This window comes from Sphingomonas sp. GW821-FHT09E03, assembly GCF_059416225.1.
On record NZ_JBWKOS010000002.1, the window covers coordinates 19,033 to 42,675 of the forward strand.

Annotated in this window: 27 protein-coding genes; 11 read left to right on the plus strand and 16 right to left on the minus strand. The window is 68.5% G+C overall.

The features are described from left to right. Positions 1-31: 31 nt before the first annotated feature. Genes tolB through ybgC form a run of 5 tightly spaced genes read right to left on the minus strand, consistent with a single transcriptional unit; the run spans position 32 to position 4,120 of the window. Positions 32-1,414 (minus strand): Tol-Pal system beta propeller repeat protein TolB, encoded by a 1,383-nt coding sequence (tolB, locus tag AC07M8_RS04255; RefSeq protein ID WP_495173165.1) that lies wholly within the window; start codon positions 1,412-1,414, stop codon positions 32-34. 49 nt (positions 1,415-1,463) lie between these two features. Continuing rightward, positions 1,464-2,489, minus strand: a complete 1,026-nt coding sequence (gene tolA, locus AC07M8_RS04260) for a cell envelope integrity protein TolA (RefSeq protein ID WP_495173166.1) — start codon at positions 2,487-2,489, stop codon at positions 1,464-1,466. Continuing rightward, on the minus strand, positions 2,489-2,950 hold the full coding sequence (tolR, locus tag AC07M8_RS04265) for a protein TolR (protein ID WP_495173167.1): 462 nt from the start codon (positions 2,948-2,950) through the stop codon (positions 2,489-2,491). The genes tolA and tolR overlap by 1 nt, the downstream gene beginning before the upstream one ends. A 1-nt stretch (position 2,951) precedes the next feature. After that, positions 2,952-3,644 (minus strand): protein TolQ, encoded by a 693-nt coding sequence (tolQ, locus tag AC07M8_RS04270; RefSeq protein WP_495173168.1) that lies wholly within the window; start codon positions 3,642-3,644, stop codon positions 2,952-2,954. Next, a complete protein-coding gene (gene ybgC, locus AC07M8_RS04275) occupies positions 3,641-4,120 on the minus strand; it encodes a tol-pal system-associated acyl-CoA thioesterase (RefSeq protein ID WP_495173169.1) in 480 nt (159 codons plus the stop codon). Before ybgC ends, tolQ begins: the two co-directional genes overlap by 4 nt. A gap of 96 nt (positions 4,121-4,216) precedes the next feature. On the opposite strand from ybgC, the gene AC07M8_RS04280 reads away from it, so the two are divergent. Both AC07M8_RS04280 and AC07M8_RS04285 read left to right on the plus strand, forming a co-directional pair. Next, complete coding sequence (locus AC07M8_RS04280; RefSeq protein ID WP_495173170.1) at positions 4,217-4,651, plus strand: hypothetical protein; 435 nt, start codon at positions 4,217-4,219, stop codon at positions 4,649-4,651. Then, entirely contained in the window at positions 4,648-4,857 is a 210-nt protein-coding gene (locus tag AC07M8_RS04285) for a helix-turn-helix transcriptional regulator (RefSeq protein WP_495173171.1), read from the plus strand. The genes AC07M8_RS04280 and AC07M8_RS04285 overlap by 4 nt, the downstream gene beginning before the upstream one ends. A gap of 16 nt (positions 4,858-4,873) precedes the next feature. On the opposite strand, the gene AC07M8_RS04290 is transcribed toward AC07M8_RS04285, so the two are convergent. From AC07M8_RS04290 to AC07M8_RS04300, 3 genes are all read right to left on the minus strand, one after another. Beyond that, positions 4,874-5,650: a hypothetical protein gene (locus tag AC07M8_RS04290; protein ID WP_495173172.1), complete on the minus strand. Its 777-nt coding sequence runs from the start codon at positions 5,648-5,650 to the stop codon at positions 4,874-4,876. Positions 5,651-5,946: 296 nt separating this feature from the next. Next, complete coding sequence (locus AC07M8_RS04295) at positions 5,947-6,966, minus strand: NAD(P)H-dependent flavin oxidoreductase (RefSeq protein ID WP_495173173.1); 1,020 nt, start codon at positions 6,964-6,966, stop codon at positions 5,947-5,949. Continuing rightward, positions 6,963-8,225 carry an aspartate kinase gene (locus AC07M8_RS04300; RefSeq protein ID WP_495173174.1) on the minus strand — a complete coding sequence of 421 codons (1,263 nt, stop codon included), beginning with the start codon at positions 8,223-8,225 and terminating at the stop codon, positions 6,963-6,965. Before AC07M8_RS04300 ends, AC07M8_RS04295 begins: the two co-directional genes overlap by 4 nt. A 52-nt stretch (positions 8,226-8,277) precedes the next feature. On the opposite strand from AC07M8_RS04300, the gene ubiG reads away from it, so the two are divergent. Genes ubiG through AC07M8_RS04315 form a run of 3 tightly spaced genes read left to right on the plus strand, consistent with a single transcriptional unit; the run spans position 8,278 to position 11,193 of the window. Beyond that, positions 8,278-9,003, plus strand: coding sequence for a bifunctional 2-polyprenyl-6-hydroxyphenol methylase/3-demethylubiquinol 3-O-methyltransferase UbiG (gene ubiG / locus AC07M8_RS04305; protein WP_495173175.1), 726 nt, complete (start codon positions 8,278-8,280; stop codon positions 9,001-9,003). A 58-nt stretch (positions 9,004-9,061) separates the two neighbouring features. Beyond that, the gene (locus tag AC07M8_RS04310; RefSeq protein ID WP_495173176.1) at positions 9,062-10,480 is read left to right on the plus strand and encodes a glycosyltransferase family protein; all 1,419 of its coding nucleotides are present in this window, start codon (positions 9,062-9,064) and stop codon (positions 10,478-10,480) included. Then, a complete protein-coding gene (locus AC07M8_RS04315) occupies positions 10,477-11,193 on the plus strand; it encodes a polysaccharide deacetylase family protein (protein WP_495173177.1) in 717 nt (238 codons plus the stop codon). Before AC07M8_RS04310 ends, AC07M8_RS04315 begins: the two co-directional genes overlap by 4 nt. Here the strand turns inward: AC07M8_RS04315 and AC07M8_RS04320 are convergent. Genes AC07M8_RS04320 through AC07M8_RS04330 form a run of 3 tightly spaced genes read right to left on the minus strand, consistent with a single transcriptional unit; the run spans position 11,172 to position 13,806 of the window. Further along, entirely contained in the window at positions 11,172-12,368 is a 1,197-nt protein-coding gene (locus tag AC07M8_RS04320; RefSeq protein ID WP_495173178.1) for a glycosyltransferase, read from the minus strand. The genes AC07M8_RS04315 and AC07M8_RS04320 overlap by 22 nt on opposite strands. Further along, entirely contained in the window at positions 12,368-12,871 is a 504-nt protein-coding gene (locus tag AC07M8_RS04325) for a DUF2141 domain-containing protein (RefSeq protein ID WP_495173179.1), read from the minus strand. Before AC07M8_RS04325 ends, AC07M8_RS04320 begins: the two co-directional genes overlap by 1 nt. Then, positions 12,868-13,806 (minus strand): hypothetical protein, encoded by a 939-nt coding sequence (locus tag AC07M8_RS04330; RefSeq protein WP_495173180.1) that lies wholly within the window; start codon positions 13,804-13,806, stop codon positions 12,868-12,870. Before AC07M8_RS04330 ends, AC07M8_RS04325 begins: the two co-directional genes overlap by 4 nt. 156 nt (positions 13,807-13,962) lie before the next feature. Here AC07M8_RS04330 and AC07M8_RS04335 point away from each other — a divergent pair, with 156 nt between their 5' ends. Beyond that, complete coding sequence (locus AC07M8_RS04335; protein WP_495173181.1) at positions 13,963-15,012, plus strand: glycosyltransferase; 1,050 nt, start codon at positions 13,963-13,965, stop codon at positions 15,010-15,012. Here the strand turns inward: AC07M8_RS04335 and AC07M8_RS04340 are convergent. The 5 genes from AC07M8_RS04340 to pyrE form a co-directional block, all read right to left on the minus strand. Beyond that, on the minus strand, positions 14,992-16,068 hold the full coding sequence (locus AC07M8_RS04340; protein WP_495173182.1) for an AI-2E family transporter: 1,077 nt from the start codon (positions 16,066-16,068) through the stop codon (positions 14,992-14,994). The two genes, AC07M8_RS04335 and AC07M8_RS04340, sit on opposite strands and share 21 nt — an antisense overlap. After that, a complete protein-coding gene (lepB, locus tag AC07M8_RS04345; RefSeq protein WP_495173183.1) occupies positions 16,069-17,034 on the minus strand; it encodes a signal peptidase I in 966 nt (321 codons plus the stop codon). Then, positions 17,031-17,441 carry a holo-ACP synthase gene (gene acpS / locus AC07M8_RS04350; RefSeq protein ID WP_495173184.1) on the minus strand — a complete coding sequence of 137 codons (411 nt, stop codon included), beginning with the start codon at positions 17,439-17,441 and terminating at the stop codon, positions 17,031-17,033. Before acpS ends, lepB begins: the two co-directional genes overlap by 4 nt. A gap of 201 nt (positions 17,442-17,642) precedes the next feature. Next, entirely contained in the window at positions 17,643-18,374 is a 732-nt protein-coding gene (locus tag AC07M8_RS04355) for a pyridoxine 5'-phosphate synthase (protein WP_495173185.1), read from the minus strand. Continuing rightward, positions 18,371-18,955: an orotate phosphoribosyltransferase gene (gene pyrE / locus AC07M8_RS04360; RefSeq protein ID WP_495173186.1), complete on the minus strand. Its 585-nt coding sequence runs from the start codon at positions 18,953-18,955 to the stop codon at positions 18,371-18,373. The genes AC07M8_RS04355 and pyrE overlap by 4 nt, the downstream gene beginning before the upstream one ends. A 207-nt stretch (positions 18,956-19,162) precedes the next feature. On the opposite strand from pyrE, the gene coxB reads away from it, so the two are divergent. The 5 genes from coxB (at position 19,163) to AC07M8_RS04385 (ending at position 23,631) form a co-directional block, all read left to right on the plus strand. Beyond that, positions 19,163-20,281 (plus strand): cytochrome c oxidase subunit II, encoded by a 1,119-nt coding sequence (gene coxB / locus AC07M8_RS04365; RefSeq protein WP_495173187.1) that lies wholly within the window; start codon positions 19,163-19,165, stop codon positions 20,279-20,281. Position 20,282: 1 nt separating this feature from the next. Next, the gene (gene ctaD / locus AC07M8_RS04370; protein ID WP_495173188.1) at positions 20,283-21,962 is read left to right on the plus strand and encodes a cytochrome c oxidase subunit I; all 1,680 of its coding nucleotides are present in this window, start codon (positions 20,283-20,285) and stop codon (positions 21,960-21,962) included. Positions 21,963-22,052: 90 nt separating this feature from the next. Further along, on the plus strand, positions 22,053-22,955 hold the full coding sequence (locus AC07M8_RS04375) for a heme o synthase (RefSeq protein ID WP_495173189.1): 903 nt from the start codon (positions 22,053-22,055) through the stop codon (positions 22,953-22,955). Then, the gene (locus AC07M8_RS04380) at positions 22,952-23,086 is read left to right on the plus strand and encodes a cytochrome c oxidase system small membrane protein (RefSeq protein ID WP_495173190.1); all 135 of its coding nucleotides are present in this window, start codon (positions 22,952-22,954) and stop codon (positions 23,084-23,086) included. The genes AC07M8_RS04375 and AC07M8_RS04380 overlap by 4 nt, the downstream gene beginning before the upstream one ends. Further along, positions 23,083-23,631 (plus strand): cytochrome c oxidase assembly protein, encoded by a 549-nt coding sequence (locus AC07M8_RS04385; RefSeq protein WP_495173191.1) that lies wholly within the window; start codon positions 23,083-23,085, stop codon positions 23,629-23,631. The genes AC07M8_RS04380 and AC07M8_RS04385 overlap by 4 nt, the downstream gene beginning before the upstream one ends. The last annotated feature ends 12 nt before the right edge of the window (positions 23,632-23,643 follow it).

Here is a 23,643-nt window from a genome sequence, read left to right on the forward strand (position 1 = left end):
GTTTCGCCCCCGAAACTCATGTACAACGCGGCTAGGGCCGCAGCGGTCCCCATGCCGGGTCCGATCCGTCGAGCGGCGTCGGGATCTTGCGCTCGACCTGGCCGGTGAGGTCCACCGCCCACAGGTCCGCCTTACCCGAACCGCCCTGCCCCGAGCGGAAGAAGGTGATCACGCGGCCGTTGGGCGACCAGCTCGGGCCCTCGTCCTGCCAGGCGTTGGTGAGCAATTTCTCGTTGCCGCCCGACGACGACATGGTGCCGATCCGGAACGCGCCGGCGATCTTGGTGAAGGCGATGAGGTCGCCGCGCGGGCTCCACACCGGCGTCGCATAGCGGCCGCCGCCGAAGCTGATCCGCTGCTGGTTCGAGCCATCGGCGTTCATCACATAGAGCTGCTGCCCGCCTGAGCGATCGCTCTCGAAGACGATGCGGTTGCCGTCGGGCGAATAGCTGCCGCCGGTGTCGATCCCCGGCGAATTGGTCAGCCGCTGCGGCGTGCCGCCCTGGCTGGAGACGCGGTAGAGATCGGTGTTGCCGTTCTGCGCCATCGAGAACAGGATCCAGCGGCCATCGGGCGAGAAGCGCGGCGCGAAGGTCAGGCTGGCATTCTGCACCACCCGGCGCGGACGCCCCGAGCCGAGATCGTAGACGTAGATCGACGGCCGGTTGTTCTCATAACTCATGTAGACGATCGATTGCTGGTTCGGCGCGAACCGCGGCGTCAGCACGATCGACTGGCCATTGGTCAGGAAGCGGTGGTTGGCGCCATCCTGGTCCATGATCGCCAGCCGCTTGACCCGCTTGGCCTTGGGGCCGGTCTCCGAGACATAGACAACGCGGCTGTCGAAATAGGGGCCTTCGCCGGTCAGCCGCGCATAGACCATGTCGGCGCATTTGTGCCCGGCGCGGCGCCAGTCCGACGGCGGCACCACGAAGCCCTGGCGGGTCAGCTCCACCTTGGACGACACGTCGTAGAGATAGCAGCCGACGGTGAGATTGCCATCGCCGCCGGCGCGGATATAGCCCTGTACCAGCGCCTGCGCGCCGGTGCCGCCCCAATAATCGAACGCCGGGGCGTTGACCTCGGGAAAGCCGACGGGGCGGAGCTGGCCGGCGCCGAGCGGGGTGAACAGCCCGGAATTGCGCAGGTCGTTGCCGATGATGTCGGCGAGCTGGCGGCCGAGCGCGTCGGTCGAGCCGGCCGCGGTGGACACCACCTGCGCGGTCGGCATCGCCGGTATCGCGATCGGCATCGGCGCCGAAACGCCGCCGGTCACCGACACTTCGAGCGGCGCCGGCCCCTGGTCCTGCGGCGTTGCCGCCTGGCCGGGCGCCGGCGGCGGCGCATCCTGCGCCAGCGCCGGCATGGCGACGGTGACGCTCAGCGCGACAAGCAACGACCGGATCATACGCATCCTCCCAAATCCTTTTCGCACGGCGACGGCCGCAGCCCGGTCGCCGCGCTCACTGCAGCTTCCACTGGAAATTGATGTTGTTCCAGCCGCCCGACGGCGTCGAATAATATTCTGCCGGCAGCTTGAGCGGCGAACAGCCCTTGAACGCGGCGACGCCGAGATCGACCACGCGCTGGCGGTAGCGATCGTTCTCGTCATCCACCCCCGACTGGCGCACCATCTTCGGCGTCGCCGCCAGCGTGCCGTCCTGGTTAAGGCGCAGGTTGAGCGTGGTGACGATCTGATTGGCGCCCGGCCCCGGATTGACCTGGCGATCGGCGCACGGCTGGATCTGCCGCGCGATCGCCTGAACGATCGAGGCCATCGCCCGCGCGTCGATCTTGGCCGCGACCGGCGCGGTCGAGGTGCTGGTCGAGGGCTTGTCGGTCAGCCCTTTGAGGAAGTCGGCGCCGAGGCGCGAGCCGCGCGGCTTGGCCGTGGTCGCGGTCTCGCTGCTGCCGCTGCCCTTGCTCGTTGCGGGCTTCGCCGCCGAGGCCTTGGCCGGGGTCGCTTTCGCCGGGGCTGCCTTGGCGGGCGACGCCGCCGCGGTCTGCTTGCTCGGCGTCGGCTTGGCGGCTGCGGTCTTGGCCGGGGCGGCGGGCGCCGGGCGGGGCTTGACCGGCGCGGGCTTGGGCGCAGGCGCCGCCTTGGGCTGAGGCTTTGGTGGCGCCGGCTTCGGCGGGGCCGGCTTCACCGGCTCAGGCTTGGGCTGCGGCTTGGGCGGCGCTGGCTTGGGCTGCGGCGCCGGTGGGGCGGGCTTGGGTGCGGGTGCCGGCTCGGCCGCAGTCGTGTCCTCGGCCGGCGGCGCGGCATCCTCGGGTTCGCCCTTGTCAGGCGCCACCGATGGCGCGGGCGGGGTCACCGCCTGCGGCGCGGTCGCCTCGAGCGCGACCTCCTTGACCAGGCTCACCTCGACCGGCTGCTGCTTCAGGTTCGCCGGATTGGGGGTGGCGAGAAAGCCGACCGACAGCAGGCCGAACAGCACGACGTGCCCGGCCAGTGCGACGCCAAAGCCGATCTTCTCCGCGCGATCCATCAGCGGTTGGCCGCCCCACTGCCCTCAGCGCCATGGCCTTCCACCGTCACCAGCGCCACCCGGTTGAGCCCGGCGCGGTTGAGCTCGCCCATCACCGCCATTACCCGGCCGTAGTCGAGCCCGCGGTCGGCGCGCAGGAACACCTGCGGCGGCTGGCCGCCGGCCTGGACGGCAGCGATCTGCTCCAGCCGCTGCGGCAGCGCCGCCTCGGTCACCTCATCCTTGTCGATGTACAGCCGGCCCTCGCCGTCGAGCGACAGCTGCACCGGCTTCTGGTCCTGATCGAGCGCCTTGGCGCGGCTGTCGGGCAGTTGCACCGGCACGCCCGCGGTCAGCAGCGGCGCGGTGACCATGAAGATGATCAGCAGCACCAGCATCACGTCCACCAGCGGCGTGACGTTGATGTCCGCCATCGGCGTGCGCCGCCCGCGGCCCCGGTTGGAGGGCAGGTTCATCGCCATCTCAGCGCGAACCGTCCAGCTGGCGGCTCAAGGTGGTGTGGAAGCCGTCGGCGAAGCGATTGAGGCTCGCCTCGATCCGGTTCACGCCATGGCTGAAGCGATTGTAGGCGATCACCGCGGGAATCGCGGCGAACAATCCGATCGCGGTCGCGAACAGCGCCTCGGCGATGCCGGGGGCGACCACCGCGAGGCTCGAATTCTGCGCCTGGGCGATGCCGGTGAAGCTGCGCATGATCCCCCACACGGTGCCGAACAGCCCGACGAACGGCGCCACCGAGCCGATCGTCGCCAGGATGTTGAGCTTGTCGGAAATCCGGTCGATCTCGCCGGCCACCGCCGCCGCCATCGTCGTCGCCAGCCGCTCGCGCGTCCCGCTCTTGTCGATGTTGCCGCCAGCCGTGGAGCGGCGCCATTCCTTGACGCCGGCGGAGAACACCCGCGCCGAGGGCCATTCCTTGTCGCCTTCGGCCTTGTGGAAGGCATCGATATCCTCGGCCTTCCAGAAATCACGCTCGAACCGCACCGATTCCTTGCGGATCGTGCCGAGCCGTCGCCAAAAGGCGACGATCAGCGCCCAGGTCCAGACGCTGGCGAGCAGCAGCCCCGCCATCACGAACTTCACCACCCAATCCGCCTGGAGGAAGAGCGCGACCGGCGACAGCGTCGCCGCATCCATGTTGAACACCGGATTCATTCACTTCCCCTGTCATGCCGGGCGCCGCTGTCGATCAGGCGCCGGTAGATATCGGTCCATTCCCGCGGCTGCCGCCTCGGCCGGCCCGATGGCGACACCAGCGCCGCCGTCACCTCCGCCTGGCTGAGAACAAGCGAACCGCGCCTGACTGTTTGATGAATGACGACGCTGGCGGCGCGCACCTGGGTGACGCGGCTCACCACCAGCAGCGCATCGTCGAGCCGCGCCGGCGCGAGATAGCGGATCGCCACCTCGGCGACCGCATAGGCGCCTTCCTCTGCCTCGAACACCGCACGCTGGTCGATCTCCGCCAGCCGCAGCATGTCCGATCGCGCCCGCTCCATGTAGCGCAGGTAATTGGCATGGTAGACCACGCCCGACAGGTCGGTGTCCTCGAAATAGACGCGCACCGGAAACCGGTGCTCGGCTCCCTCGAAGCGTCCCTGCTGGGGCTGGTCGACGCCGTCGTCCCTCATGAGCCTGCCGTTAACCGAATGACGCGGCGGGTGAAACCCTGTTGACACGCGTAACCTTTGGGTTACATGTCACCTACAGGTTACAGGAGAAGCGCAGTGAACGACATCGAACGCGCGGAGCGCAAGAGCCGGCAGCGGGCCATCATCTTCTATCTTCTCACGGGGGTGCTGATCGTCAACGCGGTGATCGGCTTCCTGCCGCTGCCCGCCGATCCGGATCCTGCCTCGCCGCGGATCGTGCTCGGCTTCTGGTTGGTCATGGTGCTGCTGGTGGTGCTCAATCTGCTGCCGACCAGCCGCTGGAGAAGCGGCCGGATCGCCGCGCTGCTGGATGATGAATCGACCCGCGAGCATCGTCGCGACGGCTTCACCGCCGGCTTTTGGGCCGCGATCATTTGCGCCGGCATGCTCGCGATCCTGACCAGCTTCCACCCGCTGGCGGCGACTGATGTCGCGAAGATCGTGATCACGGCCGCGCTGGCGGCGGCATTGACCTGTTTCGCCACGCTGGAACTGCGCGCCGCGCGATGAGCGACAGCCTGCTCAACACGCTGAAGGACGAGCGCGAGCGGCTCGGGCTGACCCAGGCGGCGCTCGCCGAGATGATCGGGGTCAGCCGCAAGACCATCAACACCGTCGAGAACGGCGTGTTCGTCCCCTCGACCATCCTCGCGCTCAAGCTCGCCGCGGCGCTGGGCCGTCCGGTCGAGGCGCTGTTCATTCTGGGGGAGGCGTAAGGCCCCCTGCTCGCTGTCAGTGCGCCACCGCGGTGTCCGCCACCACCTTGGTATCGAGATCGAGCTGCGGCCGCAGGTACGGCTGGGCCGCCGGCACCGGCTGCACCACCATCGGCCGGCTCGCCGGCGCCGCAGTCATCATCGCGGCCGGCATCGGCCCCACCGACGCCATTTGGCTGGCGGCGGCGCGCTGCCGACGCCAGCTGTCGAACGCCGCGTAGAAATCGGTGAACGGCTGTTCCAGCACGGCGAGCCGGGTCGCGGCGAATGCCGGAAACGCGGCCGTATCCACCGTCGTGCTGTCAGCCAGCGTCGTCGCCGCGGCCGCGCAGAAGCCGTCGCGGGCGGGCGATTGCGAGAAGAAATTGTACAATCGCGTCATCTGGTCGTCGTAGCGATCCTGCCAGTCGCCGCCGCCGACCTTATATTCGGCGGCATAGCTGGTCTGGGCGAGCGCCAGCGGCGCCTTCTCGCGCGCCAGCAGCGCATTGTAGCCGGCGATGATCGCCGCCTCGTCAGTGCCGCGGCAGGCGAGCGCGGCGACATTGAGCGCGGCGCGCAGGTGCCACACCGATCCGGCGGCGGAGAGATTGCGGTTGGGCGTCGCATACTGCCCATCGGCAAGCAGCGCCGGGATCGCCATGCCCGGGTAGGCGCCGCGCGGCATCGCCACGGTGACCGGCGGTGACGGCGCGGGCGGCGGCGGCGCGATCGCTACCTCTTTGGGGGTGGACGCGCAGCCTGCGAGCAGCGTCAGCGCTAATCCGGACAGGGCGGTGGAACGACGCAACACGGCAAAACCTCCTGCCCCCCGGCAGCGACGGTTATGCGGATCAGATAGTTAACGTTTCGTAAGCCACGGCGCTGTCGGCGCCGCACCGGGGGCTGTCCTACAACCGCCGGGCTATGATAAACCGAGTCGCCGGGACAGCACCGGCGATGCTCTTTGACCGGGCCGGTAATCGCCGCGAACGCCTTGCGCGCACGGCACCGAGGCCCCTCGGCTCACCCTCGTGTAGGTGTGACTTTCGTGAGACCTTCGGCGGTTTTCCGCCATTCTTGCATCGGTGTCGGAGCCCGCGTGCCGCCTCAGGCGGCGCGCTGCTTCAGCGCTTCGGCCGCCTCGTTCATCAGGGTCGCGATGATGTCGGCGATCGGCTCTTCCTTGGAGACCATGCCGACCGACTGGCCCGCCATCACGCTGCCATGCTCGACATCGCCGTCGATCACCGCGCGGCGCAGCGCGCCCGCCCAATAATGCTCGATCTGGAGCTGCGCCTCGCCCATCACCACGCGGCCTTCGTCGAGGTGCGCCGCGACCTCGCGCTGCTTGGCGGTGAACAGTTCGCCGCCTGCGTTCTTGAGCGCACGCACCGGGATCACCGGCAGCCGCGGATCGATCTGCACGCTGGCGACCGCATCGCGCGCCGAGGCGCGGATGAACGCCCGTTTGAAATTGGGATGGGCGATCGATTCGGTCGCGCACACGAAGCGCGTGCCGAGCTGGACGCCCGCCGCGCCCATGTCGAGATAGCCCGCGATCGCCTCGCCGCGACCGATGCCGCCGGCGACGAACACCGGGACCTGGTCGGCGATTTCGGGCAGCATCTCCTGCGCGAGCACGCTGGTCGACACCGGGCCGATATGACCGCCGGCTTCCATGCCCTCGATCACCAGCGCGTCGACGCCCGAGCGGATCAGCTTCTTGGCGAGCGCCAGGGTCGGCGCGAAGCAGATCAGCTTGGCGCCCGCGGCCTTGATCGCCTCGAGGCTGCCCTTGGGCGGCAGCCCACCGGCGAGCACGACATGGCCCACCGCGTGCCGGGCGCAGACCGCGATCAGCTCAGGTAACGCCGGGTGCATGGTGATCAGATTGACGCCGAACGGCTTGGTCGTCAGCGCCTTGGTCGCGGCAATCTCGGCGTCGAGCAGCTCGGGCGTCATCGCGCCGCAGGCGATCACGCCAAAGCCGCCGGCGTTGGACATCGCGCTGACGAGGTTGCGCTCGCTGACCCACGACATCGCACCGGCCATGATCGCGACGTCGCTGCCGAGAAAGGCGGCGCCGCGCGCCATCCGCCGCTGCAGGCGCTCCTGGCCGACGGTCATGCCGCGGCGTCCACGGCGTCGAGGCCATAAGCGGTGTGCAGCACGCGCACCGCCAGCTCGGTCTCGTCCTCGTGGATCAGCACGCTGACCTTGATCTCGCTGGTCGAGATCGCCTGGATGTTGATCCCGCGGGCGCCAAGCGTGGTGAACATCGTCGAGGCGACGCCGGCGTGGCTGCGCATGCCGACGCCGACCACCGAGACCTTGGCGACGCGCGTGTCGTGGACCAGCTCGCCGAAGCCGATCGCGTCGCGGCCCTGGTTGAGCGCCTCGATCGAGCGGGCGAGGTCGGCGGCGGGCACGGTGAAGGTGACGTCGGTCGAGCCGTGGTTGTGCGCGATGTTCTGGATGATCATGTCGACGTTGATGTTCGCCGCGGCGAGCGGGGCGAAGATCGCGGAGACGGCGCCGGGCTTGTCGGGCACGCCGGTCAGCGTGATCTTGGCCTCGTTCTTGTCATGCGCGATGCCGGTGATGAGCTGGCGTTCCACGTCGTCGATCTCCTCTTCCCCGACGATCATCGTCCCGGGCAATGTGTCCGCCATCGGAGCATCCTCGCCGGTGAACGACGACAGCACCTGGACGCGGACCTGTTCCTTCATCGCCAGCCCCACCGAGCGGGTCTGCAGCACCTTGGCGCCAACGCTCGCGAGTTCCAGCATTTCCTCGTAGGTCACCTTGGCGAGCTTCCTCGCCCGCGGCACGATCCTGGGATCGGTGGTATAGACGCCGTCGACATCGGTATAGATGTCGCAGCGGTCCGCCTTCATCGCCGCCGCCACCGCGACCGCCGAGGTGTCGGAGCCGCCGCGGCCAAGCGTGGTCACCCGCCCGTCCTCGGTCGCGCCCTGGAAGCCGGGGATCACCGCCACCTCGCCGGCGGACAAGCTGGCGTCGAGCTCGGCGGTGTCGATCGTGCCGATCCGCGCCTTGGCGAAGGCGTCGTCGGTGTGGATCGGCAGCTGCCAGCCCATCCACGAGCGCGCGCTGACACCGATCGCCTGGAGCGCGATGGCGAGCAGCCCGCTGGTGATCTGCTCGCCCGCCGAGACGACGACGTCATATTCGCGCGGATCGTACAGCGCCGAGGCTTCGCGGCAGAAGCCGACCAGCCGGTCGGTCTCGCCCGCCATCGCCGACACTACCACCGCGACTTGGTTGCCCGCCTCCACCTCGCGCTTGACCCGCGCGGCGACGCTCCGGATGCGCTCGATCCCGGCCATCGACGTGCCGCCGAACTTCATCACGATCCGTGCCATCGCTGCGGCCAAACTCCTTGGGGTAGAAGGGCCGTCCTGATAGGTAGCCGCCATGGTGATAGCAAGCAGCACGATCGACCCGCGCGAGGCCGCGCATTTCGGCGCCATGGCCAAGGATTGGTGGGACCCCAACGGCTCGTCGGCAATGCTCCACAAGCTCAACCCGGCGCGGCTGCGCTACATCCGCGAGGCGGTGGACCTGCACTGGGACGGCGACGACACCAGCTTCGCGCCCCTGCGCGGCAAGACCGTGCTCGATGTCGGCTGCGGCGCCGGCCTGCTCTGTGAGCCGCTCGCCCGGCTCGGTGGTACCGTCACCGGCATCGACGCCGCGGCGGAGAACATCGCCGTCGCCAGCGCCCATGCCGAACGCAGCGGCCTGGCGATCACCTATCGGGCGATCGGCGTCGAGGAGGTCTCCACGCGCTTCGATCTCGTCACCAGCCTCGAGGTGATCGAGCATGTCAGCGATCCCGCAGGCTTCGTCCGCGGCCTTGCCGACGTGCTGGCCGATGGCGGGCTGCTGATCCTCTCCACCCCCAATCGCACCCCGCTCTCCCGCCTGGCGCTGATCGGCCTCGCCGAAGGCACCGGCCGCATTCCCCGCGGCACCCATGATTGGAACAAGTTCCTGCGCCCCGAGGAGCTCACCGCGCTGCTGGCCGACGCCGATCTCGAGGTGACCGACACCCGCGGCCTCGGCTTCTCGCCGGCGACCGGCTTCACGCTCACCAGCTCTACCGGCCTCGATTATCTGGTGACGGCGCGAAAGGCCTGACGGGCGGGCGACGCAGCGGAAATCGCGCTGTAACACCTGCGCTCTAAGGCTGCCCGCAATGTATGCCCGTTCCGGCTCGCGCCACCAATTCCTGTTGATCCTGCTGGTCGCGCTCGCGGCACGGGCGATCACCTTCGGCAACCCCGTGCTGCACGTCGACGAGGAGTTCTATTATTTCGTCGGCAATGCGATGTGGCATGGCGCGCTGCCCTTCGTCGACGTGTGGGACCGCAAGCCGGTCGGGCTGTTTCTGCTCTACGCCGTCCCTGCCGCGCTCGGCTACCCTGCCGGCATCTGGGCCTATCAGGCACTGGCGCTCGCCTCGGTGGTGTTCACCGCGCTGATGATCGCGCGACTGGCGACGCGGGCGGGCTTTGCCCGCGGCGCCACCCTCGCCGGGATCGCTTATATCCTGTGGCTCGATCTGCTCGGCGGCCAGGGCGGCCAGGCACCCGTCTTCTACAATTCGCTGATGATCCTCGCCGCGGCGCTGATCCTGCGGGGCGGGCGGTGGCGCGGTGCCGCGGCGATGGCGCTCGTCGGTGTCGCGCTGCAGATCAAATATTCGGTGGTGTTCGAGGGCATCTTCTTCGGCCTGTGGCTGATGGCGGCCGATTACCGCCGCGCTGGCACCATCGTGCGAACGGCCGCTTATGGGCTGGCCCTGATCGTGCTCGCGCTGCTGCCGACGATTGCGACGGCGGCCTATTACGCGCTTCATGGCGAGTGGCAGGCCTTCCTCTACGCCAACTTCCTGTCGATCTTCGCGCGCAAGACCAGCGACCACCGCGAATCGCTGCTCAATGCCGCGCAGCTGATGCTGATCGTCTCGCCGGTCATCGCCATGGCGTGGGCATCGTTCCGCGGCGATCAGCCACAGACACACCAGCCGGCACGCCGGTTCGTGCGTCTGTGGCTGGTCGCCGCGATCATCGGCGTGGCGCTGTTTCCGCCCTGGTTCGATCATTATGCGCTGCCGTTGCTGGTGCCGGCCTGCATCGCCGCGGCCGGCTTCCTCGGCGCCAGCCACGGCCGTGGCAAGGCCAGCCTCGCGATCCTGCTGGTCGTGGCGCTGGGCGGCCAAATCCTGCTGACGGCGCTTCGGGCAGGGCGCGGCACCCCGGCGCAGCTCGCCGCACTGGCGGCGAGCGTCGGCCGCGGGCCGGGCTGCCTCTACGTCTATTCGGGCAACACCATGCTCTATGTTGTCACCAAGCGCTGCACCCTGTCGCGCTATATCGTCCCCGCGCATCTCGGCCGAACCCGCGAGGCCGGCGCCACCGGTGTGGACCAGGAGACCGAGATCCGCCGCATCCTGGCGCGGCACCCGGCGGTGGTGGTGATGCGGCCGCCCTATACTGGCGAGCGGCCGCAATCGCATGCCATTGTCGAGCAGGCGATGGCGGCCGATTATCGGCTGGCGGATCGACGCCCGATGGGCAGCGAGATGATCTCGGTCTATCGGTTGAAGCGATGAAACGCCTGCTCGCCTCGATCCACGACGTGTCGCCACGCTTTGAGAGCGAGGTGGACCGGCTGCTCGACCACCTCGCTCCCCATGTCGGCCGGCGCCTCGCAATGCTGGTCGTGCCCGACCACTGGAGCAGCGCGCCGATCACCCCGGCGTTCGCGGCGCGGCTGCGTGGCTGGTCGGATGAGGGCGTCGAGATGTTTGTCCACGGCTGGACCCATCGCGACGATGCCGATCACCAAGGCGGCGCCGCGCTCAAAGCCCGGCACATGACCGCCGGCGAAGGCGAGTTCCTCGGCCTGTCGCGTGCCGAGGCGCTGGCACGGATGCAGCGCGGCAAGGCGCTGGTCGAGGAGATCACCGGCCGCGCCGTGACGGGCTTCATCGCCCCGGCCTGGCTCTATTCGGCCGGCGCGCGCGAGGCGCTGGCGGACGCGGGCTTCGCGCTCGCCGAAGACCATCTGCGGGTGTGGGCGCCCGGTGGCGCGATCGTGGCACGCGGTCCGGTGATCACCTGGGCGAGCCGCTCGGTACCGCGGCAGCTGAGTTCGCTCGCCGCCGCCGCGACGCTACGGCGCGTGCTGCAGCCGATGCCGACGGTGCGCATCGCCGTCCACCCCGGCGACACCGGCGTGCCGGCCCTGCTCGCCAGCATCACCCGGACCTTTACCGCGTTCGGGTGGCACCAGCCGTCGCGCTACGCGGACTTTGCCACCTGATCGCGCGCCGCGATCACCCCGGCATAATGGCTGATCAGATCGGCGACATGCTCGTGATCGGTGCGCACCCGGCCCGCAGCGACGGCGGCGGCGCGGCGCACGATCGGGCGATCGCGCGCCACCAGGCGCAAGATCGCATCGGCGCAGGAGCGCACGTCGCGCGGTTCGTAGCGCTCGGCATATAGCGCGTCGTACATCTCGCCCGCGCCGCCACCGTCGGGGACGATCAGTGGCGCGCCCGAAGCCAACGCCTCAGCCGGTACCAGCCCGAACGTTTCGGTGCAGCAGCCGTGGATATAGGCATCGGCGCTGGCGAAGATCGTCGCCAGCCGGTGACGATCGTAGACCGGCGAGAACAAGCGGATATGCGGGTTGTCGCGGATATGCCGCTCGAGCACCTTGGTATCCATGCCCTGGCCGAGGATCGCCAGGCCGACCGGCGCCTGCGCACCGGCGCGCTGGACGGCATCGATCACCATCGGCCAGCGCTTTTCGGGATGATGGCGGCCGACGCCGAGCAGCAGATGCCCTTCGGGCGGCAGGCCGCATTGCGCCAGCATCGCCACGCGCAGTTGCTCGTCCCGCAGCGCCGGCGAGAAATGAACCCGCTCGATCCCTAGCGCCATGGTCGCATCCACCCGCACGCCGCGTCCGGCCAGCCGCCGGGTGAGAGCAGGGCCGTTGGTCACTACCGTGTCGAACCGATCGAGGAATTTGCCGAGGTAGCGATCGTACCAGGAGAAGGCGCGCTCGATCCGCTCTGACGAGGCGAGGTGCTGGAACCAGCGCTTGGCATAGGCCTCGACATTGTCGTTATGCATGAAGAACGACTTGATCGCACCGGCGGGCCGCCGATCCTGCCAGTCGGCGACGATCCAGGCCGGCCGCCACGGCGAGCAATTCTCGACGACGTCGGGAGCCAGTTGGTCGAGCAGCGCGTGGATCGGCGCCGGCTCCCAGAACAGCCCGTAATTGGCGTCGAACGGCATGCCGGCCGATTTGATGTAATGGATCGCACCGCCGCCGGGGCGCTCGTCCACTCGATCCTCGCGACCGGGCGCGATCACGATCAGCTCGTGGCCGAGCTCCGCCATGATCGATATCTTGCGATCGACATAGGTGCGCACCCCGCCGCCGGTGGGCGAATAGATCTCGTTGACGTCGACGATGCGCATCAGCGTGCCTCGACGGGGGCGAAACCGCTGAGGCCGTGCAGATACTGGATCCGCACCGTCGTGGCGGTGACCCCGGCGCCGACGTCGATCACCGCCTGGGCGAGCTTGGGCCGCGACATGCCGAGCTTGGCGTTGCTCGGGAAGCCGGCGCCGTCCTGGAAGAAGTTGAACTTGTTCTTGCCGTCGCGGTCGTGGGTGACGAGCAGCGCATAGCGGCCGGGGTGCGGCGCGCGGATGCACAGCTCGACCGGCCCCGCCGGCGGGGTTGGCGCCCACACCCGGCGGAAAAACTTGCCTTCCTTGATCAGGTCGCGGTCATCCTCGAGGAAGTCGTCCTCGGTCGCCGGATACAGCTCCAGCTTCATCCGGCCCTTGCGATCCTTGAGCCCGAGCGCGGTGACCAGGATCGCCGGTCCGCCCCCGGCGCACGCGGTCGCGTCGGTGCCGATCACCGGCGCCCCCGCCACCCCCGCGAGCAGCGCCGCCGCCGCCAACACCATCATGCCTGTTTCCTCGTCATCAGCGCGTGGATCCCGAATATGGTGATCAGCAGAACATGCAGCAGCAACACCGAAGCCGCGGTGAACGCGATCAGTTCCGACAAGGCCTGATCCTGGCCAATCACGAGGATCGCGAAATTGGCGAACAACAGGTCCTTGTTGGGCAGCAGCGGCAGCCGCGAGAACAGCAGCCGCCCCGCCGACAGGAATACCCAGGTGCCCAGCGTCACCGACGGCAGCGCCAGCGCCCAGGCACCGGCGAGCAGCAGCGCGCCGAGGATCAGCCGGGTGCAATGGATCGCGAACACCACCCACAGATCGCGCCGCGGCAGCGAGAATACCCGCCGCGAGAAGATCAGGAACGGCAGCGACGTGCCGAAGATCACCGCGAGCGAGCCGTGCACGTAGCGCAGCATCTCAGCCGGGATCAGCCGCCCGCCGATCGGCAGCGCCAGGGCGATCATCAGCAAGGTGATCGCATTGCCGGCGATCGCCGACAGGATCGAGACGTCCTTGACCGCGCCGAACGGCGCCGCGACCAGGTGCGCACGCTGCCGCGCCCAGGCATAGAAATAGGCCTCGCCCGAATAGCCCATCACCACGTCGTTCGCGATCCGCTTCTTGACCAGCGCGATCAGCCCGGCGGGCGGGATCCGCCACAGCCGGCGGAAAATGGCGTAGTCGGCGAGCGGCGGCACCACGTACATGATCAGGAAGATCACATAGAAAAGCGGGTTGCGCGGCACCGCCTTGCTGAGCCCGGCAAGCCCCGAGCCGAACAGCTCGCGCCCCAGCCCGACCAGCATCGCCGCCGTCAGCACCCCGCCGATGATCGCCGGCCAGCGGCTCTTGATCGTCTGCAGCGGTTCCAGCCCGACCAGGTCGGCAGGCGGGATAATCCCGGCGTGTTGCCGGCCCTGAATCTGGTCGATTTGCACCCGCTGATCCGAACCGTGGACGTCATGCGCCCTTAGCGACACGCCACATGTCTTGCACGTGAATAGAGTTTAACACTGCGGCGTCAGGGCCATATCGGCCTGCTCCTGAACGGGACAACTTGGCCTGATCGCAGCCCTGTGCCACCGCCGGCGCGCATGACTGCCCAGCACATTCTGACTTATGCCCAAGACCTGTCCGGCGGCGGCGTCGAACGGGCGCAACTGCGCCTCGCCCGCGCCTGGATCGCCGCCGGACGGCGGGTGACGCTGGTGATCGGCGACCCCACCGGCCCGCTCGCCACGGAACTGCCCGACGGCATCGAGCTCGTCCGACTCGACGACCCTAGCTACCGCGCGCAGTTCAGGCTGCCGGGCATCGTCACGCGGCTGTCGCCCGACGTGATCTTCTGCGCCGGCAGTTTCTACACCAGCATCGCCGCCTGGACCCGCCTACGCCTTGGCCGCCGCTGCCCGCCGATCGTCGCCAAGCTCTCCAACGCCATCGAGCGCGGCGATCATGGCCGGCTGGTCGATGCCGGCCACCGCGCCTGGCTAAGGCTGCATGGCCGCTTTCTCGACCACCTCGTGGCGATGACTCCGGCGACCGCCGCAGTCGCGGCACGGGCGATGGCGATGACCGGGCGAACCAGCGTCATCCCCAACCCGCCCGCGCCGCGCGTGCCCGATGCCGCCCCCGTCGCGCTGCCTGCCGGCCGCTACATCCTCGGCGTTGGCCGCCTGGTGCCGCAAAAGCGCTGGGATCGGCTGATCGACGCGATGCCGGCGCTGCCCGCCGATGTCGCGCTGGTGATCCTCGGCGAGGGCGAGCTGCGCCCCGCGCTCGAGCGTCAGGTTGCGGCCCGAAATCTGGCCGGCCGCGTCCACCTGCCGGGCCACGCCGGCGATCCGCTGCCGGCGATGGCGGGCGCCGCCATGGTCGCATTGACGTCGGCCTATGAGGGCGTTCCCGGCGTGCTGCGCGAGGCTTTGTCGGTCGGCACACCAGTGGTGACGACCGAATCGAGCCCGTCGGTCGCAGAGATCGTCACGGCGCCCGTGCTCGGCAGCGTCATCGGCCAGGACGATGCCGCCGGGCTGGCCGCGGCGCTGACCGACTGGCTGAGCCGTCCGCGCCCCGCGGCCGTTCCGCAGCCGGGCAGCGACTCGGCGGCGCGCTATCTAGCCTTATTCGACCGCCTGATCTGAATCCTTGTCCTCGCGCTCGGCCTCGCGTTCGGCGCTGCGCTCGAGTGCGGTCTTGGCCATGGCCGTCATCGGATCCGCCAGCATCAGCCCGAGGATGCCGAACAGCGCGCTGGCGAGGATCTGGGTGCCGAGGGTCAGTGCCGGCGGCAGGTCGACGGTGCGCTTGGCGACCATCGGCACCACCACATAGCCATCGAAGGTCTGCACCACGAGATAGGTGCCGATCGCCCAGATCCCGGTCTCGGAGCCGGCGCTGAAGCCGACCGCGACCATTAGCACGCCGGTCACGATCGCGCCGATGTTGGGGATGAAGGCGAGGATGCCGGCGATGATCCCGAGCAGCAGCGCCATCGGCACGCCGCCGATCATCAGCGCGATTCCGGTCAGCACACCCTCGAACGCCATGCCGATCAGCCGGCCGGCGAGCAGCTTGCGCAAGGTGACGCCCATCCGCTCGACGGTATGGGCGAATTCGGCGCGTGAGTCGGTCGGTACCAGCCATTGCAGCCCGCGCTCATAGGCGCGCGGGTCCATCGCCAGGAACAGCCCGAGGACGAGGATCATGAACACGGTGGTGATCACGCCGATCGCAGTGCCCACCCAAGAGGTGACGCGCCCCACCGACCCCAGCGCCTGGCGGATGATGCTGTTGACGTCGGAGGCGCCGGGCATCAGCCCCTTGCTGGTCAGGAAGCCGGTAAAGCGGTTGGCTTGGGTCTCCAGCGTAGAGCGCAGCTGCATCACCTGTTCGGTGACCTGCACCCCGGTGAGGTAGAAGGTGCCGAACAGGAAGGCGAGCACCAGCACCACCACGATCAGCAGCCGCCAACCGCGGCCGATCGGTAGCACCTTGCCGAGCAGGCGCACGCCGCCGTCGAGCATCGCGGCAAAGACGATCCCGGTGAAGATGATCAGCAGCGGCTGGACCAGCACCACGGTGAGCGCGATCGCGCAGGCCAGGCCGAGCCAGATCGAGGCGCGCTTCAACTCGCGGCGGGTGAAGGGATCGCGCAGCTCGTTGGGGCTGGATTCCTGAACGAGATGCGGATCGGCCATTTACTGTCCTTGGGCTGGGTGCAGCGACACGCCGGCGCGGCCACCACGCAGCGCGCCCCACCAGCTCAGCGGATTGAGCGAGGCATCGCCATCAAGGCTGAAGGTGATGAACTCGGCACGGCCGCCGAGATTTTCATACGGCACCGGACCGCCGAGGCCGAGCTGGCTCAGCTCGAACCGGCTGTCGGCCGAGCGATCGCGATTGTCGCCCATCAGGAATACGTGGTTGGCGGGGATGCGGACCGGGCCGTAATCGTCGCCGGGGCTCCAGCCGAGCTCGACGGTGTCATAATGCCGGCCCTCGGGCAGCGTCTCGGTGATGATCGGCAGGTGGCAGATCTCGGCCCCGCCGGCGCTGCGCACCCGCGCGCCGGGATATTCGCTGTCGCTGCACGGGCTGTTGGTGTCGACCGGGATGTCGACATAATGCAGCGGTCCGCGCACCACCGCCTTGCCGTTGAGGATCACCGTGCCGGCGCGCACCTCCAGCGTGTCGCCGGGCAGGCCGATGACGCGCTTGATATAGTCGTTGTGCGTCCCCGGCGGGGTGACGATCACCACGTCGCCGCGGCTCGGCAGCCGGCCGAGCAGGCGGCCGTGCATGAACGGCAAGCCGACGCTCCAGCTCTCCTCGGGCTTGCGCAGCACCACGCTGTCGAAGATCGCCACCGGATCGGGAATGGTCGGCGACACGAACGACCAGCCGTAGGCGAACTTGCTCACCACCAGCCGGTCGCCGATCCTGAGCCCCGGCAGCATGGATTCGGAAGGGATGTAAAACGGCTTGGCGACGAAGCTGTGGAAGCCGAGCACAATCACGATCAGCCAGAAGATGCCCTTGACCTCGCCCCACCAGTCGGTGCCGCGGCGGGCGGGCGATGCCGGTGTCGCCTCATGCTCGATCGGGGGTGGCGGGCCCTCGTGCAATTCGGGCGCCTGGTTGCCGTCCAACACCGCTTCCTTCATCCGTTCTGGTCCGGGATTGCCTCGATGATCACAAAGGCCTGGGCCCAGGGATGATCGTCGGTCATGGTCAAATGTACCTGGGCGCGGTGGCCCTCGGGCGTCAACGCGTCAAGCCTCGCCTTGGCCCCACCGGTCAGCGCCAGGGTCGGCGCGCCCGAGGCGGCGTTGACCACGCCGATGTCCTTCATGAACACCCCCGCGGCAAAGCCGGTGCCGACCGCCTTCGAGAACGCCTCCTTGGCGGCGAACCGCTTGGCGAGGGTGCCGGCCTTGGTGAACGGCCGCCGCTCCGCCTTGGCGCGCTCCACCGCAGTGAACACCCGCGCCTCGAAACGCTCGCCGAACCGCGCGATCGACGCCTGGATGCGCTCGATGCTGCAGAGGTCGGAGCCAAGGCCGATGATCATCGGGCGCCGGCCGGGTGAAGAAGGATCGTCCGCGCGGCGGCGCGGAGGCGCGAAGAAGAAGCAGGACCATCGTTGCGCGGCGCGCGGGGCACCGCCGGCGCCATCGGCGCTCTCGGACTTATTGGCGGGCAGCCCCCGCTCCGTCCGGACAAACCTCCTACTCGCCTCGGCGCCGCCGCGCCGACGAGGCCTCTTCTCACATCACCCACGCGCCGCATCCATCGCTGCCCGCATCCGCCGCACCGATTCGGCCAACCCCACGAACAACGCCTCGCCGATCAGGAAATGCCCGATGTTGAGCTCGCGGATCTGCGGGATCGCCGCGATCGGCGCGACATTGTCATAGGTCAAGCCATGGCCGGCATGGACCTCGATGCCGTTCTTCGCCGCCAGCGCGGCGGCATCGGCGATCCGGCGCAATTCGGCGGTGCGGGCATCGCCATCCAGCTCGCAATAGCGCCCGGTGTGCAGCTCCACCACCGGCGCACCGAGCCGCAGCGCCGCATCGATCTGCGCCGCCGCCGGCTCGATGAACAGCGACACCCGCGTGCCCGCCGCACCCAGCGCCTCGACCAGCGGCCGCAACCGCTCGAACTGCCCCACGGCGTCGAGCCCCCCTTCGGTAGTCAGTTCCTCGCGCTTCTCGGGGACGATGCAGGCGGCGTGCGGCCGATGGCGCAGCGCGATCGCGAGCATTTCGCCGGTTGCCGCCATCTCGAGATTGAGCGGCACCGTCAGCTCGGCGGAGAGCCGGGCGATATCGGCATCGGTGATGTGGCGGCGATCCTCGCGCAGATGCGCGGTGATGCCGTCGGCGCCGGCCTCGGCGGCCAGCACTGCGGCGCGGACCGGATCGGGGTAACCGGCGCCGCGCGCGTTGCGCACGGTGGCGACATGGTCGATGTTGACCCCGAGGCGGAGCGCCTCGGTCATGCTGCCGCCCGGCTTCCGGGCTTGATCGCGGGGATCGCCGCCAGTTCGGGCGGCAGGGCGTCGGGCTGAAAGGTCGGCACCTCCAGTTCGATCAGCGGGAAGAAGGGCACGCCGAGATCGGCGCTGCCGCCAGAGCGGTCGATCAGCGCCGCCGCCGCGATCGCCTCGCCGCCGGCCCGCGCGATCGCGGCGATCGCCTCGCGCGACGAGAGTCCGGTGGTGACGACGTCCTCCATCATCAGCACCTGCTGGCCGGGCTGCAGCCGGAAGCCGCGGCGCAGCTCGAACGTGCCGTCGGGCCGCTCGAGGAACATCGCCTCGACGCCGAGCGCGCGCGCCATCTCGTGCCCCGCGATCACCCCGCCCATCGCTGGCGACACCACCGCGCTGATCCGCGCCTTGATTTCGGCAGGCAGCCGCGCCGCCAGCGCCGTGGCGAGCCGCGCGCCGCGCGCCGGGTCCATCAGCACCCTGGCGCATTGCAGGTAGCGTGGGGAACGCAGCCCGGACGACAGAATGAAATGCCCCTCGAGCAGCGCATCGGCAGCGCGGAATTCGGCAAGGACGTCGTCGTCGGTCATCGGCTCTCTCGATCGGGGCCACCGGCCTTCATCGACAACGGCGGATTGCCCGCTCTTAGGTATTCCACGCCGGCTCGCCAAGCAGCGTCCGCGCTAATTCTGCCGTTTCGCTTGAGGACGGCGGAACCGCCGCCTATACCCTCCTGCAAAAGGGCGCGGGTTCGCGCTGCACAGACCTGCACCGGCAGGCAAAGGGGGCCGAACGGGATGACCGCACGAATGCTCACTGGATTGAAGGGGATGATGCTGGCGGCGGGCCTCGCGATGGCCGCGGCGAGCGCTGGCGCGGTCGCGCCGGCTTCCACGACGGCGCCGCCCGCTGCGCCGGTGCCCGCGGCGGCCAGTTCGCCCGAGCTGGCGATGGATGGCGCCCCGGCGATGATCGCCGCGCCCGAGGTCGGCCATCCCATCAGCGGCCGGATCGGCATTCAGCCGCAGGTCACCGCCAACGGCCGGTTCGCGCACTGGATGCACGATTCGATCCTGCTGCCGCTGATCATCGGCATCTGCCTGTTCGTGCTCGCGCTGCTCGCCTGGGTGGTGTTCCGCTATCGCCGCGCCGCCCACCCGGTGCCGTCGCGCACCAGCCACAACACGATCATCGAGGTCGCCTGGACGCTGATCCCGGTCGTGATCCTGGTGCTGATCGCGATCCCTTCGATCGGGTTGCTCCAGGCGCAGTTCAAGCCGGCACCGGCAGGCGCGGTGACGCTGAAGGCGATCGGCAACCAATGGTATTGGAGCTACCAATATCCCGACAATGGCGGATTCGAGATCACCGCCAACATGCTCAAGGAGCGTGATCAGGTCGGCAAGGGCGAGCGGTTCCGCACCGACGCCGATGGCCCGCGGCTGCTCGCCGCGGACAATCGCATCGTGCTCCCGGTCGGCGTGCCGATCCGGCTGATCACCACCTCGCAGGACGTGATCCACAGCTGGGCGGTGCCGGCGTTTTGGATCAAGCTCGATGCAGTGCCCGGCCGCCTCAACGAAACCAGCTTCACCATCGAGAAGCCGGGCCTTTATTTCGGCCAATGCTCCGAGCTGTGCGGCGCGCGCCACGCGTTCATGCCGATCGCGGTGGAAGCGGTGCCGCCGGCGCAGTTCGCCGCCTGGGTCCGCGCCAAGGGCGGCACCATGCCGCGCGCCGGCACGGCGTCGGCCAAGGTGATCCCGCAGCCCGGCGCCGAGGGCTCGGCCGCCCGGCAGGCCGAGGGCAACGCCGCCGACGCCGCGACCGGCCCCACCGAGAATGTCACGGTGGTCGCCCCCACCTCCCCCCAGGGCGCGACCGCCAATCCGGCCGCCGGCAACGCGGGACAATAAGATGACCGATACCGCCCTCCACCCCTCCGCCCCCCACCCGTCCGCCTTCGTGGCCCACGGCGATGCCGCGCATCATGGCGAGGCCGAGCACAAGCCCGCCTTCTTCGCGCGCTGGTTCATGTCCACCAACCACAAGGACATCGGCACGCTCTATCTGATCTTCGCGATCTGCGCCGGGATCATCGGCGGCGCGATCTCGGGGCTGATGCGTGCCGAGCTGATGCATCCGGGGATCCAGTATCTCACGGGCTGGGCGGCGTGGCTGCCGGGCGGCGATGGCGGGCTCGATCACGCGCTCCACCTGTGGAACGTGCTGATCACCGCGCACGGCCTGATCATGGTATTCTTCATGGTGATGCCGGCGATGATCGGCGGCTTTGGCAACTGGTTCGTGCCGATCATGATCGGCGCGCCCGACATGGCGTTCCCGCGCATGAACAACGTGTCGTTTTGGCTGCTGATTCCTGCCTTCTCCCTCCTGCTCGCCTCCCCCTTCTTCGGCGGCGCCGGCACCGGCTGGACGGTTTATGCCCCGCTCTCGACCTATGGCGAACCGGGGCCGTCGGTGGACATGGCGATCCTGTCGCTCCACCTCGCCGGCGCCTCGTCGATCCTCGGCGCGATCAACTTCATCACCACCATCTTCAACATGCGTGCGCCGGGCATGACGCTGCACAAGATGCCGCTGTTCGTCTGGTCGGTGCTGGTCACCGCCTTCCTGCTGCTGCTCGCGCTGCCGGTGCTCGCCGCGGCGATCACCATGCTGCTCACCGACCGCAACTTCGGCACTACCTTCTTCGACCCGGCCGGCGGCGGCGACCCGATCCTCTACCAGCATCTGTTCTGGTTCTTCGGCCACCCCGAAGTCTACATCATGATCCTGCCGGGCTTCGGCATCGTCAGCCAGGTGATCGCCACCTTTAGCCGCAAGCCGGTGTTCGGCTATCTCGGCATGGCCTATGCCATGGTCGCGATCGGCGTGGTCGGCTTCGTCGTCTGGGCCCACCACATGTTCGTCACCGGGCTGTCGGTGAACGTGAAGATGTACTTTACCGCGGCGACGATGATCATCGCGGTGCCGACCGGCATCAAGATCTTCAGCTGGATCGCGACCATGTGGGGCGGCAGCCTCAGCTTCAAAACGCCGATGGTTTGGGCGATCGGCTTCATCTTCATGTTCACCGTCGGCGGTGTCACCGGCGTGGTGCTCGCCAATGGCGGCATCGACGATTACATGCAGGACACCTATTACGTCGTCGCCCACTTTCATTACGTGCTCAGCCTCGGCGCTGTGTTCGGGCTGTTCGCGGGCTTCTATTACTGGTTCCCGAAGATGTTCGGCAAGATGTACAGCGAGCTGCTCGGCCAGCTGCACTTCTGGATCTTCTTCGTCGGCGTTAACGTCATGTTCTTCCCGATGCACTTCCTCGGCCTGCAGGGCATGCCGCGCCGCTATCCGGATTATCCGGACGCCTATGCGCATTGGAACACGGTGGCGACGGTAGGCTACATGATCATGGCGAGCAGCATGGCGATCTTCTTCGTCAACGTGATCTGGTCGCTGATCGCCGGCAAGAAGGCGCCCGACAATCCCTGGGGCGAAGGCGCGACGACGCTGGAGTGGACCTTGTCCTCGCCGCCGCCCTACCACCAGTTCGAGACGCTGCCGAAGATCGATTGAGCCGCTGACACAGCAGCAAAGCGGGGTGGCCAGGGCAGGTGCCACCAAGCCTTCCCCCTGCCCGCCGCCAGGCCTATACCGCCGCCGATCATGACCACCGCCACGCCCTTGTTGCCCCCCGCCGAATGGCGCGATTTTGTCGCGCTCACCAAGCCGCGGGTGATGACGCTGGTGGTGTTCACCGGGCTGTGTGGGATGCTCGCCGCGCCGGTTGCCGTTCCGGTGGTGATTGGTTTCACCGCCATCCTGTGCATCGCGCTCGGCGCCGGTGCGGCCGGCGCGCTCAACCAATGGTATGAGGCCGATCTCGACGCGCTGATGCGGCGCACCCAGAAGCGGCCGCTGCCGGACGGGCGGATGGACCGCCAGTCGGCGCTGCACTTCGGGGTCGGGCTTGGTGCTTTCGCGGTGATCCTGATGGGTTTTGCGGTGAACCTCGCCGCTGCGGCGATCCTCACCGTCTCCATCCTCTTCTACGTGCTGGTCTACACCGTTTGGCTCAAGCGCCGGACTCCGCAGAACATCGTCATCGGCGGCGCTGCCGGTGCCTTCCCCCCGCTGATCGGCTGGGCCGCGGCGACCGGCGAGGTCGCGCTGCTGCCGCTCTTGCTGTTCATGCTCGTCTTCCTGTGGACGCCGCCGCATTTCTGGGCGCTCGCGCTGTTCGTGAAGACCGATTACGCCAATGCCGGCGTGCCGATGCTCCCGGTGGTCGCGGGCGAGGTGGTGACGCGACGCCAGATCGGCCTCTACACCATCCCGATGGCGATCGCCGCGATTGCGCCCTGGCCGCTGGGGTTGACCGGCGCGATCTACGGCGGCGTCGCCAGCGTGATCACCGCCGTCTTCGCTGCGCTCGCTTTGCGGGTTGCCACCCGGCGTACGACAGCAGAGGATGCGATGAAGCCGGAGAAGCGCTTGTTCAGCTATTCGATCCTTTATCTGTTCGTGATCTTCGGCGCGCTGGTCGTCGATCGCTGGGTGCTGACATGACGCCGGACGAACAGGATCTTGTCCGCCGCCGCCAGCGCGCGCGCGCGATCGTCACGGCGCTGCTGCTCGGCGCATTCGTGATCCTGATCTTCGCGATCGCGATCACCAAGATCCGGCAGGGCATGGCGTGAACCGCCAGCTGCGCACCGCCGGGCTTGCGGTGCTCGGCATCTGTTTCATGACCGGGCTCGCCTGGGCGAGCGTGCCGCTCTACCGCTTGTTCTGCCAAGTGACCGGGCTCAACGGCACCACCCAGCGCGGACTGCGCGCACCGGGCGGGGTCAACCGCCAGATCGGCATCGATTTCGACGCCAATGTCAGCCCCAAGCTCGCCTGGAGCTTCCGGCCCGAAAATCCGCACGAGACCGTCGACATCGGCGCCCGCGACATGGTGTTCTTCACCGCCACCAATCATGCGGCGACGCCGATCACCGGCACCGCCACCTTCAACGTCACGCCGAGCCAGGCCGGCAAGTATTTTACCAAGATCCAGTGCTTCTGCTTCACCCAGCAGACGCTGAAGCCGGGCGAGACGGCGCGGATGCCCGTGATCTTCTATGTCGATCCCAAGATCCTCACCGATCCCGACGCCGCGGACGTCGAGACCATCACCCTGTCCTACACCTTCTATCCGGTCAGTCCGTCGAGGGTGGATTCCGCCAAGACCGCGAGCTAGACTGACGCGAAG